12 protein-coding genes are annotated in these 13,845 nt (G+C 69.3%); 4 read left to right on the plus strand and 8 right to left on the minus strand.

All coding sequences use genetic code 11. The annotated features are described in order from the left end of the window. Positions 1 to 9: 9 nt before the first annotated feature. The 3 genes from AC3RX0_RS12020 to AC3RX0_RS12030 form a co-directional block, all read right to left on the minus strand. Positions 10 to 456: a hypothetical protein gene (locus AC3RX0_RS12020; RefSeq protein ID WP_491506213.1), complete on the minus strand. Its 447-nt coding sequence runs from the start codon at positions 454 to 456 to the stop codon at positions 10 to 12. Between the two features lie 47 nt (positions 457 to 503). After that, entirely contained in the window at positions 504 to 1,238 is a 735-nt protein-coding gene (locus tag AC3RX0_RS12025; RefSeq protein WP_491506214.1) for a phosphatase PAP2 family protein, read from the minus strand. A 142-nt stretch (positions 1,239 to 1,380) separates the two neighbouring features. Further along, a complete protein-coding gene (locus AC3RX0_RS12030; protein WP_491506215.1) occupies positions 1,381 to 2,349 on the minus strand; it encodes a LacI family DNA-binding transcriptional regulator in 969 nt (322 codons plus the stop codon). 99 nt (positions 2,350 to 2,448) lie between these two features. Here AC3RX0_RS12030 and AC3RX0_RS12035 point away from each other — a divergent pair, with 99 nt between their 5' ends. The 4 genes from AC3RX0_RS12035 to manD all read left to right on the plus strand — a co-directional run bounded on the left by AC3RX0_RS12035 (position 2,449) and on the right by manD (position 7,844). Then, positions 2,449 to 4,029, plus strand: coding sequence for a mannitol dehydrogenase family protein (locus tag AC3RX0_RS12035; protein WP_491506216.1), 1,581 nt, complete (start codon positions 2,449 to 2,451; stop codon positions 4,027 to 4,029). Between the two features lie 62 nt (positions 4,030 to 4,091). Then, on the plus strand, positions 4,092 to 5,096 hold the full coding sequence (locus AC3RX0_RS12040) for a zinc-binding dehydrogenase (RefSeq protein WP_491506217.1): 1,005 nt from the start codon (positions 4,092 to 4,094) through the stop codon (positions 5,094 to 5,096). A gap of 32 nt (positions 5,097 to 5,128) precedes the next feature. Next, complete coding sequence (locus AC3RX0_RS12045; RefSeq protein ID WP_491506218.1) at positions 5,129 to 6,529, plus strand: MFS transporter; 1,401 nt, start codon at positions 5,129 to 5,131, stop codon at positions 6,527 to 6,529. A gap of 73 nt (positions 6,530 to 6,602) precedes the next feature. Further along, complete coding sequence (manD, locus tag AC3RX0_RS12050; protein WP_491506219.1) at positions 6,603 to 7,844, plus strand: D-mannonate dehydratase ManD; 1,242 nt, start codon at positions 6,603 to 6,605, stop codon at positions 7,842 to 7,844. Positions 7,845 to 7,876: 32 nt separating this feature from the next. Here the strand turns inward: manD and AC3RX0_RS12055 are convergent, their stop codons facing one another. From AC3RX0_RS12055 to AC3RX0_RS12075, 5 genes are all read right to left on the minus strand, one after another. Beyond that, positions 7,877 to 9,124 (minus strand): amidohydrolase, encoded by a 1,248-nt coding sequence (locus AC3RX0_RS12055; RefSeq protein ID WP_491506220.1) that lies wholly within the window; start codon positions 9,122 to 9,124, stop codon positions 7,877 to 7,879. Between the two features lie 37 nt (positions 9,125 to 9,161). Continuing rightward, a complete protein-coding gene (locus tag AC3RX0_RS12060) occupies positions 9,162 to 10,097 on the minus strand; it encodes a S1C family serine protease (protein ID WP_491506221.1) in 936 nt (311 codons plus the stop codon). 133 nt (positions 10,098 to 10,230) lie between these two features. After that, the gene (locus AC3RX0_RS12065; protein ID WP_491506222.1) at positions 10,231 to 11,481 is read right to left on the minus strand and encodes a CaiB/BaiF CoA transferase family protein; all 1,251 of its coding nucleotides are present in this window, start codon (positions 11,479 to 11,481) and stop codon (positions 10,231 to 10,233) included. Further along, positions 11,478 to 12,302, minus strand: coding sequence for an enoyl-CoA hydratase/isomerase family protein (locus AC3RX0_RS12070; protein WP_491506223.1), 825 nt, complete (start codon positions 12,300 to 12,302; stop codon positions 11,478 to 11,480). The genes AC3RX0_RS12065 and AC3RX0_RS12070 overlap by 4 nt, the downstream gene beginning before the upstream one ends. 26 nt (positions 12,303 to 12,328) lie before the next feature. Continuing rightward, positions 12,329 to 13,825: an aldehyde dehydrogenase family protein gene (locus AC3RX0_RS12075; protein WP_491506224.1), complete on the minus strand. Its 1,497-nt coding sequence runs from the start codon at positions 13,823 to 13,825 to the stop codon at positions 12,329 to 12,331. Positions 13,826 to 13,845 lie beyond the last annotated feature (20 nt).

The raw sequence follows: 13,845 nt of genomic DNA on the forward strand, positions 1-13,845 counted from the left end.
GCGGCCGCGTCAGGCGTCGTCCGCCTCGGAGAGGTCCTCGACGCCCAGCGGCTGCCGGCCGACGAAGTTCACGCCGATGCCGTATTCGTCGCCCATCGCGAGACCGCACTCGGCGAAGCGCAGCATCCACGTGCCGTCCTCCCACACGACGGCCTCGGGCATGTCGAACGGTGCGGCGGCCAGCGACGCGAGGTCCGTGGCATCCAACCCCCACTCGGGCGCGGTGAGCGTCGCGACCAGATACGCGGCGGCGACCTCGGCGAGCGGGGAGAAGTCTGCGATCACTCCCGCCGCGGTCTCGATCGCCTCGGGCGTGGGCGGCCCCGCCGGCTCGATGAGGATGCTGACGGTGCCGGCATCGGCGATCTCAGCGGCCCAGCACGAGAACTCGTCGGTGACGGCGGTGCTGTGCAGCGGCGTCCCGTGGACGTCGACGATCGCGGGCAGCTCGTCCATGTGCCGAGTCAACCAGATATCGCGGGCCCGCAGGGTTCCACGTCTGCTCAGCGGGCGGGGACCGGCCCCAGTCTGCCGACCAGCGGAAGCCAGTTGAGGATGGCCAGTCCGATGCGGTTCCACAGCCCGGTGAAGAACACCGCGGCCGTCAGCGCCAGGATCACCGAGCCGATCACGTCGGTGAGGTAGTGGCCGCTGACGTACAGACGGGCGGCGGCCATGACGGCCACGGCGACGACACCGGCCACTGCCACCGGACCCTGCGCCCGGGTGCCGCGCGCCAGCAGATACGCGGCGATCACGAACGATGCGATGAACGCGGTGTGGCCGCTGGGGAAGCTGTCGTTGCCGACCTCGGCCATCAGCGGGTGGTCGAGCAGCGCTCCGTTCGGGCGCGGTTCGGCCACGATGATCTTGAAGAGCTCTGTGCTCAGCCAGCCGAACGCGGCAGCGCCCGTGAACGCGAACGCGTTGACGGGAGAGCGCCGCACGAGCAGAAGGTAGATGAACGAGAGTGCCAGGATCAGGGCCGCCCCGGGAGGAGAGAAGACCGTCGACAGCCCGATGCCGATCGCGTTCAGGACGCTGAACTGGTGATCGGTCAGCGCCTCGTCCAGCCTCAGCTCGGTCGGCAGGACCCCGGGCAGCAGTTTCGCCGAGAAGCCGAGCAGCAGCAGCGCGAGCGTGCCGATGAGGCTCACCAGCAGCCAGTGCTGCAGCTGGGGCAGGCGCGCCAGTCGCGTCCGCGGGTCTGCAGCGGTCGGGGGCTGGATGCTGGTCATTCGGTCGCTCCGGGAGTCAGTGGGCAAGAGACGGGCGGGGAGAGTGCCGCACATTCGCATCCGCTGTCCCGACACTGAGCGTAATCTCCGTCACCTAGGAACCCGCCGTGTGGGGGCCGGCCGCGCCGCCGGATCGACCCGATCAGTGATTCGCGGGTGGAGGGGCCGTGGACCCTCGGACGATGAGCTGTGATTCGAGGGTGGCGACCTCAGGCCGTGTGCCATCGGAGATCGCCTGAAGGAGGAGTTCAACAGCGAGCGCACCACATCGCTCGATCGGCATGCGCACCGTGGTCAAGGCGGGCTTGACTGCGGCGGCGATGTCGATGTCGTCGATGCCGACGATGCTGATGTCGTCCGGACACGTTCTGCCGAGGTCTGACATCCCGGCCTCGAGTCCGAGCGCGACCAGGTCGTTGTAGGCGATGACGGCGGTGGCACCGCTCGCGGCGGCCGGAGCTGCGGCCGCGCGCCCACCCTGGATCGACGCTTCTTGGTGGCTGAGCCGGGTCAGACGGATGTCGAATCGCTCACACGCCTTGGCCACCGTGTCGGCCCGGCGCGCGTCGGCCCATGAGCCCTGCGGGCCGGCCGCATATGCGACGTGCGTGTGCCCGAGTGCGGCCAGATGCTCGATAGCCTGCTGCGGGCCGTGCTCGGTGTCCATGAGGACGTACGGCGCACCGGGAAGCATCCGGTTCACGACAACGAGCGGTGTCTCGCCGACGAGTGCGCGAATCTCGTCGTCGGGCAGCCGCGGTGAGCACAGGAGCATGCCGTCGAGTTTTCGGGCGCGCTCGATCTGCTCGCGTTCTCGGCGGGGGTCTTCGTCGGAGTCGAAGAGCACGGTGCGGTGGCGGCCGTGCCACGCCTGCGTGTGGATCCCTTTGAGGAGTTTCGCGAACACCGGGTTTGCGACGTCGGGGACGATCACCGCGAACGACCGGGAGGTCGCTGCGGCCTGGGGATTCTCGTACCCCAGTTCGCTTGCGGCGTTCAGTACGCGCTCGAGCGTCGTGCTGGCGAGGCGTGCCGGTTCGCCGAACGCGCGGGATGCCGTCGCGATCGACACGCCCGCACGCCGCGCCACCTCGGTCAAGGTTGCAGCCATCGTCGCCTTCCTGCCCTCGAGAGGACAATCTCATCATGGTCCATTCTCGCCGCATGTAAGTGCTTGACAAGCTTGTGCAAATCATTCATGATCGTTTTCATGCCCATCGTCGACGATTCCGGAACGGCCGCGGACCCCGTGCCGGGTGACGACGCTCGCTGCCCCGCGCAGCGCCTGTCCCGGTCGCAGGCGGTCCGCGTTCCGCGGCAGGCAACGCCGAAGGCGGCGGGAATCGTGCACCTGGGTCTCGGCAACTTCCATCGTGCCCATCAGGCCGTGTACACCGCGGCCGCGCTGGCGGCCGACGGCGGAGACTGGGGGATCATCGGCGTTGCTTCGCGCTCGCGCACGATCGTCGACGCGATGCGCGCGCAGGACTTGCTGTACACGGTCGCCACCATCTCACCGGAAGGAGCGCCGTTGGCCGTCCCCGGCGTTCACACGGATGCTTTTGTCGCACGCGACGACGTCGAGCGGGTCATGCGGAGTGTCGCCGACCCGGGCATCCGGATCGTCACCCTCACCATCACCGAGAAGGGCTACAGTTACTCGTCCTCGACGGGACACCTCGACACCTCCGACCCGGCGGTGGCGTCGGACCTTGGTGGCGGGCTGCCGCAGTCGACCATCGGTCAACTCGTCCGCGGTCTTCAGCGCCGTGCAGCAAGCTCGGGCGCGCCCCTCACGGTGCTCAGCTGCGACAACCTGGCTGCGAACGGACATCACACCGAGCGGCTCGTCCGCGAGTTCCTTCAGGCGCTGCCGCACGGAGAGGGCGCGGAAGCGCTGGCGTACCTCGATGAAGCCGTCACATTCCCCTCGAGCATGGTGGATCGGATCGTGCCGTCGACGACCACGGAGCTCCGTGAGCAGGTGTCGCGGGCGCTCGGCGTGCGGGACGAGATCCCGGTTCCCGCAGAGCCCTTCTCGATGTGGGCCATCGAGGACGACTTCGCGGCCGGCCGACCCGCGTGGGATCGGGGAGGTGCCGTGTTCAGCACCGAGGTCGACCGATACGAGCAGATGAAGGTGCGTCTGCTCAATGGGACCCACTCGCTCATCGCTTACCTGGGCGCGTTGCGAGGGGCGCGGACGATTCCCGAAGCAGTCGGGCACGAGGACATCGAGCGTGCGGCGCGGACGGTGCTCGCTCGCGAGTACACCCCCTCGATCCAGGTGCCAACCGGCGTCGACATCGACGACTATGAGCGCCAACTGTTCCTGCGGTGGGGGAACAGCGCACTCGGTCATCGCACGAGTCAGGTGGGCACGGACGGATCGGTCAAGCTTCGGCAGCGCATCCCCGGGCCTGCCCTTCTGATGCTCGATCGCGGCGAGATGCCGCACATGATCGCGCTGACCGTGGCGGCGTATCTGACATGCATCGCTCCCCCTCAGGGCTTCGAACCGGGATCGTCCGCGCGGGCGATGACCGACCCCGTCAGAGGTCGCCTCCAGAGTCTGTCGTTGCCGGCCCGTACTGGACGGGCGCTCGCCGAGCACGCGATCGCCGGCCTGCAGCTCTTCGGAGAGCAGCTGGCCGATCGGCAGCCGTTCATCGAGCGGGTCGGCGGCGTGATCGACACGATCGTGCGGGACGGTGTCGATGCCGCGATCGTCGACAGCCTCGAGGCATCCGAACCCGCGATCGTCGACAGCCTGCAGGGGCCGTCGACATGACGACGGATGCGATCGATCCGATGCGCCGCGATGTCGCGACGACTCACGAAGACAGGGCAACCATGAAGACTCTCGCCATCCACGGCAAGGAAGACATCCGCTGGGAGGATCGGGATCTCCCCGTCCCTGGTGACGGCGAGGTCCGGCTCCGCGTCAGGTACGTCGGGATCTGCGGGTCGGACCTGCACTACTACTTCCACGGCGCGAACGGCGAGTACACCATCCGGGAGCCGCTGACACCGGGTCACGAGATCTCGGCCGTCATCGATCTCGACCCGTCAGGGCGCCTCCCGAAGGGCACCCCCGTCACCATCCATCCTGCCCGATACGGGCCGGACGTCGCGGGGCTCGAGAACCGGCCCCACCTGCGGCCCGGTGGGGACTACTTCGGCAGTGCCGCGACGATGCCGCACCGTCAGGGCGGAGCAGCGGAGTACCTCCTCGTCGAGGAGCACATGATCCGCCGCCTGCCCGACGGTCTGCCCCTCCAGCGCGCCGCTCTCGCTGAACCCCTCGCCGTCGCGCTCCATGCCGTTGGATCGGCCGGCGACGTCCACGGCAAGCGCGTCCTCGTCATCGGTGCTGGCCCCATCGGACTGCTCGTCCTGGCCGCCGCCGTGCATGCCGGTGCCGCCACGGTCGCCGTGAGCGATGTGCGCACCGAACCGCTCGAACGTGCGGCGGCGCTCGGCGCGACCGAATTCGTCCTCGTCGGGCGAGACGACATTGCGGACGAGTCATACGAGATCGTCTTCGAGTGCTCCGGTGTTCCGGCATCCGTCACACAGGCGATTCGAGCCGTGCGACGCGCGGGCACTGTCGTTCAGGTCGGCATGCTGGCCGATGCCGAGATCAGCGTCAATCTGGCACCGATGCTGGCGAAGGAACTGACCGTGCGCGGCGCCTTCCGGTTCTCGACCGAGATCGACGACGCCGTCGCGCTGCTCGCCGAGACGGCCGATCTCGACCGCGTCATCTCGCATGTCGTCCCCGCGGCCGACGCCGCCGCAGCGTTCGCGCTGGCTCGCGATTCGTCGGCTTCGGCCAAGGTCCTCCTCGGTCTCTGACCCTGTCCCGCACCCATTACGAAGGAGTAATCATGAGTACGCCCGACATCCCCAGCGTGGACGCGCCCGCGCCGCCGCCCACCGTCCAGCGCAGCATGGGCGACCTCGTCCGCGCCGCATTGTCCGGATGGCTTGGCACCGCGCTGGAGTTCATGGACTTCCAGCTCTATTCGCTCGCCGCCGCCCTGGTGTTCAGCCAGCTGTTCTTCGCCGGCGAGAGCCCAGGGATGGCAGTGGTGCTTGCCATGGCGACCTACGGGGTCGGCTACGTCGCCCGCCCGCTCGGCGCGCTCTACTTCGGCCGCCTGGGCGACAAGATCGGGCGCCGGAAGGTGCTCTTCTACACGATCGTCCTGATGGGGGCGGCGACCACGCTCATCGGCGTCCTCCCCACGTTCGAGCAGGTGGGCATCCTGGCCCCGATCCTGCTCGTGCTGCTGCGCCTGCTGCAGGGCTTCGGCGCGGGAGCGGAGATCTCAGGGGCGGGCGTCATGCTCGCCGAGTACGCGGCCCCGAACCGGCGCGGGATCATCGCGTCGCTGGTTGCCCTCGGCACCAACTGCGGCACGCTGTTCGCCTCTGCGATCTGGGCCATCCTGCTTGCAGTGATGACCGACTCCGAGGTCATCTCGTGGGGCTGGCGCATCCCGTTCGTCGCCAGTGCGATCGTCATGGTCTTCGCCGTCTGGGTGCGGCTGACCCTGAAAGAGAGCCCGGTGTTCGAGGAGCGCGTCGACGTGGTCGACGGGCGAGCGCTGCCGCGCGCCGAGGTGGTCAAGCAGGCGACGGCCACCAGCGACATCCGCACTCTGGAGTCGCTGGAGCGCAAGCCGATCAAGGCGACCCTCGTCAGCTTCTTCCTGCGCTTCGGTCAAGCCGGCAACTCCGGCCTGATCCAGACGTACCTGATCTCGTTCATCACGATCACGCTCGCCGTGGAGAAGGGCGTCGGAGCGCAGGTCGTCATCGTCTCGTCGCTCATCGGATTCCTGACCGTGCCGCTGGTCGGGTGGCTCGGCGACAAGGTCGGCCGTCGGCGTATGTACATCGTCATGTCGGCGATCTCGCTCGTACTCATCGTGCCCACGATGCTTGCCATCGACTCGAAGCAGATCGGGTGGATCTTCTTCGGATACGTCATCATCCACAACGTCTCGGTGCTCGGCCTCGCATCGCTCGAGAACATCTCGATCCCCGAGATCTTCGGCGCGCGCAACCGCTACACGGCCACCGCGATCGTCCGTGAGCTGGCGGCGATCGTCGCCACCGGAGTCGGCCCCATCGTCGCCGCCGCCTGGGTCGCCGCCGCGACCGGCAGCGCGATCCCGGTCATGATCCTGCTCGGGCTGTTCACCCTGTCGACTTTGATCGTCGCGATCTGGGCGCCCGAGTGGACAGGCCGCGACTTGACCGATCCGCGCGCAGCGATGTGATCCGCGGGATCCGACAATGACACGCCGGGTGCGACCGACCAGCGGTCGCACCCGGCAATCGAAAGGCGAAAAAATGGCTATCGAGAGCATCGATGTCAGCATCACGAGTCCGGGACGCAACTTCGTCACGCTCAAGATCGTGACCGCCGATGGGATCGTCGGCTGGGGGGACGCGACCCTCAACGGGCGCGAGCTGGCGGTCGCTTCGTACCTGTCGGATCACGTCGCTTCGACGCTCATCGGGCGCGACGAGGATCGGATCGAAGACACCTGGCAGTACCTGTACCGCGGGCCCTATTGGCGCCGCGGTCCCGTCACTATGGCGGCCATCGCGGCGGTCGACATGGCGCTCTGGGACATCAAGGCCAAGAAGGCGGGGATGCCGCTGTACCAGCTGCTCGGCGGCGCGAACCGGTCGGGGGTGCGGGTGTACGCCCACGCCTCCGGCACCGACTACGCGGCGCTCGCGAACGCCGTCGCCGGTTATCAGGAGCTGGGGTTCACCGCTGTGCGCGTGCAGACCGGCGTGCCGGGGCTCGGCCAGATCTACGGCGTCTCTTCGGCTGGGCCGGGGGTGCGTTACGACTACGAGCCGGCGAAACGAGCTGCAGACGGCACCGCAGCCGTCGCTCCCACCGAGGAGACGTGGGACACGCGGGCGTATCTCTCGCACATGCCCGGCATCTTCGAGCGTATCCGCGAGGACTTCGGGACCGGGCTTCGCATCCTCCACGACGGTCACCATCGAATGTCGCCGATCGAAGCGGCGAGGTTCGCCAAGGACACCGAACCGTACGATCTGTTCTGGCTGGAGGACTGCACGCCGGGCGAGGACCAGAGCGCGCTGCGGCTGGTCCGCCAGCACTCCACGACCCCGCTCGCGATCGGCGAGGTCTTCAACACCGTGTACGACTATCAGACGCTCATCACCGAGCGGCTGATCGACTACGTGCGGTCGGCGGTCACGCATACGGGCGGCATCACCGCGATGAAGAAGCTGCTCGACTTCGCCGCGATCTACGGGATCAAGTCCGGCATCCACGGCCCGACCGACATCTCGCCGATCGGGATGGCCGCCGCGCTGCATCTGGATCTTGCGATCCACAACTTCGGCATCCAGGAGTACATGCCGCACAACGAGAAGACGCTCGAGGTGTTTCAGACCTCGTTCACCTTCGACCGAGGCTTCCTGCACCCCGGAGACACCCCCGGACTGGGTGTGGAATTGGACGAGCAGGCGGCATCCGCCTTCGAGTACACGAAGGCCTACCTGCCGGTGAACCGGCTCGTGGACGGGACCGTCCACGACTGGTGAAGTCCCCGTGACGAGCGGTTGACCGCCTGTCGTCACCCCATCCAGGATCTACGGCCGAACCGCGCCCAGCGCTCGACGACGCGCGGGGTCACGGCATCCGTTTCGTCCGCGGCCGGTCCGTAGACCATGCGGCCCTCGATGAACACGCGCTCGACGCGTGAATCGACCGCGAGCGGGTCACCCGACCAGACGACGATGTCGCCGTCACGTCCGGTCTCGAGGGCGCCGACCCGGTCCTGCAGCCGCAGGATCTCGGCCGGGTTCGCGGTCAGAGCCGACAGCGCCGTCGCGGCCGGCAGCCCCTCGCGCACCGCGAGGATCGCCTGCAGCCGCAGCTGGTCGATCGGCACGACGGGATGGTCGGTCGTGATCGCGACCTTCACGCCGGCCGCGGCGATCAGGGCGAGGTTGCCGATCGCCCGGTCACGCAGCTCGACCTTCGAGCGCGAGGTCAGCAGCGGCCCGAAGATGACCGGAATGTGCTTCTCGGCGAGCACGTCGGCGATCTTGTGCGCCTCGGTGCCGTGGTTGACCACGAGGGTGTAGCCGAACTCCTCGGCGATGCGTATGGCCGTGGCGATGTCGTCGTGCCGGTGGCAGTGCTGGTCCCACAGCAGGTCGCCGGCAAGCACCGCGGCCAGGGTCTCTTTGCCCAGGTCCCGCTCGAAGGGCTCGCCCTTCTCGGCTGCGGCATCCCGCTTCTTGGCGTACGACTGCGCGGCCGTGAACGCGTCGCGGAGAATGGATGCCACGCCCAGCCGCGTGGCGGGGGTCTTGCTCTTCTCGCCCCAGACGCGCTTCGGGTTCTCGCCCAGCGCGGACTTCACCGACACGTCGCCGGCGAGCACCTGCTCGTCGACGGTGCGGCCTCCCCAGGTCTTGATCGCCACCGTGCGCCCGCCGATCGGGTTGCCCGATCCGGGCTTGACGACCACGGTGGTGACCCCGCCGCGCAGCGCGTCACGGAAGCCGACCTCTTCGATGTCGATGCCGTCGATCGCCCGGAACCGCGACCCGTTCGGGTCGGTCATCTCGTTCGTGTCGTTGCCCGACCAGCCCTCGCCGTCCTCGTGAACGCCCACGTGCCCGTGCGACTCGACGAAACCGGGCACCACCCACGAGCCGGCGGCGTCGACGACCTCGGCCCCGGTGGGCACCGCCATGTCGGGGCCGCCCACGGCGGTGATGACCCCGTCGGTCACGATGACCGTGCCGTTCGGGATGGGGTCTGCGCTGACGGGGACGACGTGGCCGCCGGTGACGGCGAGGATGCGGGGCATCCCTCCAACCTACGCCCAGCCGCGGACGGCCCCCGGCTCACGGCACGCGCAGCTCTTCGGGCTCGACGACGACGTCGACCAGAGCGCCGTTGCGCCACACGGTCATCTCCATCCGGCGGCCGATCGCCGTCTCGACCATCGCCCGCTGCACGCCGGTCGGATCGAGGATCGGGATGCCGTCGAGCGAGATCACGATGTCGCCCGAGCGGGCACCGGCGGCGGCCGCGGGGCTGCCCGGCACGACCGAGACGACCTGCATCCCGGCATCCGCCCCCACCTTCGCCGCCGCTTCGGGATTCAGCCGCACCCGCGCGCCCGCGACGCCCAGCCACGCGCGCCGCACCCGGCCCGTCGAGCGCAGCGCGTCGATGATCGCCCGGGTCGTCGCGTTGATCGGCACCGCCAGGCCCAGCCCCACGCCGGCAACGGCCGTGTTGACGCCCACCATGCGCGCCGCGCTGTCGGCGAGGACCCCGCCGCTGCTGCCCGGGTTGAGTGCGGCGTCGGTCTGGATCACCTCGTCGATGACCCGGCCCGACCGGGTCGGAAGTGAGCGGCCGAGTCCCGACACGATGCCGGCGGTGACACTGCCGGCCAGGCCGAGCGGATTGCCGAGCGCCACCACCAGCTGGCCGACGTGCAGGGCGGTCGCGTCGCCCAGCGGCACCGGCGGCGGTGTCGGTCCGTCGGCGCACAGAACCGCGAGGTCCGAGAGCGGATCGGCGCCCTCGAGGCGAGCCGCGGTGCCGGTGCCGTCCGAGAAGGCGAGGTCGATCTGCTCGGCGCCGTCGACGACGTGTGCGCTGGTCAGCAGGTGTCCGTCGTTGGTGATCACCGAGGCGCTTCCCGCCCCTCCGCCCCGGTGTGAGCGGACGGTCACGGCCGCCACCGACGGCAGCACCGAGCGGGTGACGCGGATCACGGTCGCGGAGTACGCGTCCAGCGCGTCAGCGTCCGGCTCTGTCTCGTTCACGCCCTCAGTCTGCGCCGTCGGAGTTGGCTGTGGCCCGAGTTCGCGCACGGCGGACTCGCGGGGCGGATCTCGGGTCGCGACATCCTTCTTCGTGGCGCCGCGGCACATGAGCCGCAGGACGTCGAACTGCGGCTCAGCGCTTCGCCGAGTAGGAGGACGCGGGTTCGGACAGCCGCCGGTCGAAGCCCACCACCGTGCGGTCGGGCCCGATCGCCCCTTCGGAGCGCATGCGGTCGATGTCGTCCGTCGTGTAGCCGACCTCGCGCAGCACGGCGTCGGTGTGCTCGCCGACGGTCGGCGGGATCAAGCGCAGCGGAGGCGTGCTGCCGTCGTACTTGACGGGGTGGTTCACGACGCGCACCGTCCCCGCTTCGGGATGCTCGAAGGTCAACACCGTCTCGTTCGCCGCGATCTGCGGTTCGTCCAGCAGATCGGCGTATTCGTTCACCGGCGAGTTCCACACGCCGATCTCGTCGAGGCGCTCGCGCCAATGCGCGGTCGTCTGCCGGCGCATGTGCTCGACGATGATCTCGTTGACCTGCTCGCGCTGGTCGAACTGGTCGTCGCGCGTGAATGCGGCCAATCGCGGATCGTCGAACGCGTCGGCGAGGGTCGCGCCGTCCGCGAGCGACAGCGTGAGCCACCCGTCCGACGTCTGGAACACGCCATAGGGAGCCTGGTGGAACCGCGACGAGATCCCGGAGGGGCTGCGATCCCACAGCTCTCCGCCGTTCAGATGCGCGTTCAACGGCTCGAGCTGCAGATCCATCGCGGCGGACAGGAGGTTTCCGTCGACCTTCGCGCCTTCACCGGTGCGCGCCCGTCGCACGAGCGCGGCGGCGATGCCCATGGCGCCGAGCGCTGCCGAGTGCTCGTCGACGATCGCCGACCCGACCAGCACCGGCGGATCGCCCGCGCGACCGTTCAACGAGGCGAGACCGCTGAAGGACTGCATCAGCAGGTCCTGCCCCGGCCGCGCCGCGAGGGGACCGGTGGGCCCGAAGCCGGTCAGCGAGCAGTACACGATGCCGGGGTTGCGCGCCTTGACAGCCTCGTAGCCGAACCCGCGGCGTTCGAGCACACCGGGCCGGAAGTTCTCGACCACGACATCGGCGCGTTCGAGCATGCGCCACAGCACCTGCTCACCCGCCTCGGAGCGGAGGTTGATCTCGGCGCTGCGCTGGTTGCGCCCGGCCAGCAGGAAGAACACGCTCTGCTCGCCGACGAAAACGCGGGCCCCGGACCAGAATCGTTCGTACGATCCGCCGATCGGCTCGATGCGCACGACGTCGGCGCCGAGGTCGCCCAGCAGCTGCGAGCAGGACGGACCCTGCAGATAGTGCGTGAAGCTGACGACCTTGATCCCGTCGAGCATTCCGGTCATGCGGGCTCCTCCTGTGTCTCGATGACGTCGTCGGCCGTATCGCGCGGCGCGGTGAAGTGCGGTGGCCGCTTGGCGGCGAACGCCGCGAGCCCCTCTTCGAGGTCGGGTCCGCGGAAGACGCTCGCGCTGTCGACGAGGGATGCCGCGACGGCCTCGTCGTCGGTCTGGAGGGGGGATGCCGCGACCCCCGATTTGATCAGCGACAACGCGAGCGCCGGTCCCGCGGCCAGGGCCCCGGCCAGCGCGAGCGACGCGTCGAGCGCACTGCCGGCATCCACCACTCTGTTCACGAGTCCCCACCGCAGCGCCTCGTCGGCACCGATCGTGCGACCCGTGTACAGCAGATCCAGCGCGCGGGCCGGTCCGACCAGGCGCGGCAGCCGGATCACGCCGCCTGAACCGGGGAACACACCGAGGTGCACTTCGGGGAACCCGATCGCCGACCTCTCGTCCATCACCCGCAGATCGCACGCGAGCGCCAGTTCGCCGCCGCCGCCGAGGCAGACGCCTCCGATCGCGGCGATCGTCGGGATCGGCAGTGCGGCGACCGCCGACATGGCCTCGTTCTCGCGGGCGAGCTTCTTGCCGACCACGTCGTCGCGCACGGCGTCGAACTCGCGGATGTCGGCTCCCGCGCAGAACGCGCGGTCGCCGGCACCGGTGATGACCAGGGCGCGGATGCCGCGGTCGGCGCGGATGCGTGCGACGGCGTCGATCAGCTGAGCCGTGAGCCCGAGCGTGATGAGGTTCAGCGGCGGGTTGTGCAGCGTCAGCAGTGCGACGCCGCCGTCGAGGGTCTCGCACGTGATCTGGGCGGCCATGGTGCCATCCTGCCGTGGACCGGTCATCACCGCGGGGCCGGAACCGAGAAGGTGCCCGCGCGCTTGCCGGTGCGGATGTTGACCGACTTCAGCTCGGTGAACTCCTCGAAGCCGGCCTGTCCCATCTCGCGCCCGACCCCGCTCTGCTTGTATCCGCCGAACGGCATCTGCGGCGGTGCGTCGATCGTCGTGTTCGCGTACACGGTGCCGCTCTTGAGCGCCTTGGCCACGTCGAGCACGGTGTCGACGTTCTTCGACCACACGCTGTTGGCCAGTCCGTACGGCACGGCATTGGCCAGGCGCACGGCCTCGTCGCGTGAGGCGAACCGCGTCACGGTCAGCACGGGGCCGAAGATCTCGTCCTGGAAGGCCGGGGTCTCGGGCCCGACGCGGTCGATGACCGTCGGCGCCACGAACTGGCCGAGCGCGAACTCGCCGTCGGTCAGCCGCGATCCGCCGACGATGACCTCGGCGTCAGAGGATGCCGCGCCGTCGATGTACGACGTGACCTTCGCGAGGTGACCGGCGTGGATCAGCGCACCGACGTCGGTCGTGCGATCCATGGGCTGGCCGACCTTCAGCAGCCGGGTCTGCCGGGCGACCTCGGCGACGAAGTCGTCGGCGACATCCCGGTCCACGAGCAGGCGGGGCTGCGAGACGCAGCACTCGCCGTTGTTGAAGTTCACCCCGAACACGACGCCGGCGGCGGCGTCGGCCAGGTCGGCGTCGGCGAACACGACGTTGGCGGCGTTGCCGCCGAGCTCGAGCGACAGCTTCTTGATGGTGCCGGCGGACGCGGCGATGACCTTGCGGCCGGTGACCGTCGAGCCGGTGAACGACACGAGGTCGATGCCCTCGGCGGCGGCGATCGCGCCACCTGCCCGGCCGTCGCCGGCGACCATCGAGACGACACCGGCGGGGATGCCGGCCTCGGCGGTGAGCCGCACGATCTCGAGTGCACTCGAGCTGGTGAGCTCGGAGGGCTTGACGATGGCCGTGCAGCCGGCGGCCAGCGCGAACGGCAGCTTCTGGCTGAGGATCAGGGCCGGGAAGTTCCACGGCACGATGAGGCCCACGACGCCGATCGGCTCGCGCAGCACGAGCCCGGTGAAGTCGGGGCCGTTGTTCGTATAGGTCGCGCCGCTCATGGTCAGGGCGAGGGATGCCGCATACCGCCACAGACCTGCCGCGCCGGCGATGTCGTTCTCGGCGAGGGTGATTGGCTTGCCGGTCTCTTCGGCGTCGAGCACGGCGAGACGGTCGGCGTCGCGCTCGATGAGGTCGGCGACGCGGTTGATGCGCACAGAGCGCTCGAGCCCCGTCATCCGGGGCCACGGCCCGTCGTCGAATGCGTCGCGGGCGGCGCGCACGGCACGCGCCACCTCGCGCTCGCCGCCGGCCTGCACGATGCTCACGACGGCGCCGGTCGCCGGTGCGAGCCGGTCGATCGGCTCGGCTCCATCGCTGTCGACGGTGTCTCCGGCGATGAAGTGCGGCACGGCGCGGGGTGCTGCGATGGTCATGTTGTCTCCTTCGGTACGAC

It is taken from the genome of Microbacterium sp. W1-4-2 (assembly GCF_058349885.2).

Bases quoted from the DNA above. Each gene is read 5' to 3' on its own strand.
- AC3RX0_RS12075 (WP_491506224.1), bottom strand. From the start codon at position 13,825: ATGACCATCGCAGCACCCCGCGCCGTGCCGCACTTCATCGCCGGAGAC.
- AC3RX0_RS12040 (WP_491506217.1), top strand. From the start codon at position 4,092: ATGAAGACTCTCGCCATCCACGGCAAGGAAGACATCCGCTGGGAGGAT.
- AC3RX0_RS12070 (WP_491506223.1), bottom strand. From the start codon at position 12,302: ATGGCCGCCCAGATCACGTGCGAGACCCTCGACGGCGGCGTCGCACTG.
- manD (WP_491506219.1), top strand. From the start codon at position 6,603: ATGGCTATCGAGAGCATCGATGTCAGCATCACGAGTCCGGGACGCAAC.
- AC3RX0_RS12025 (WP_491506214.1), bottom strand. From the start codon at position 1,238: ATGACCAGCATCCAGCCCCCGACCGCTGCAGACCCGCGGACGCGACTG.
- AC3RX0_RS12030 (WP_491506215.1), bottom strand. From the start codon at position 2,349: ATGGCTGCAACCTTGACCGAGGTGGCGCGGCGTGCGGGCGTGTCGATC.
- AC3RX0_RS12055 (WP_491506220.1), bottom strand. From the start codon at position 9,124: ATGCCCCGCATCCTCGCCGTCACCGGCGGCCACGTCGTCCCCGTCAGC.
- AC3RX0_RS12020 (WP_491506213.1), bottom strand. From the start codon at position 456: ATGGACGAGCTGCCCGCGATCGTCGACGTCCACGGGACGCCGCTGCAC.
- AC3RX0_RS12045 (WP_491506218.1), top strand. From the start codon at position 5,129: ATGAGTACGCCCGACATCCCCAGCGTGGACGCGCCCGCGCCGCCGCCC.
- AC3RX0_RS12065 (WP_491506222.1), bottom strand. From the start codon at position 11,481: ATGACCGGAATGCTCGACGGGATCAAGGTCGTCAGCTTCACGCACTAT.
- AC3RX0_RS12035 (WP_491506216.1), top strand. From the start codon at position 2,449: ATGCCCATCGTCGACGATTCCGGAACGGCCGCGGACCCCGTGCCGGGT.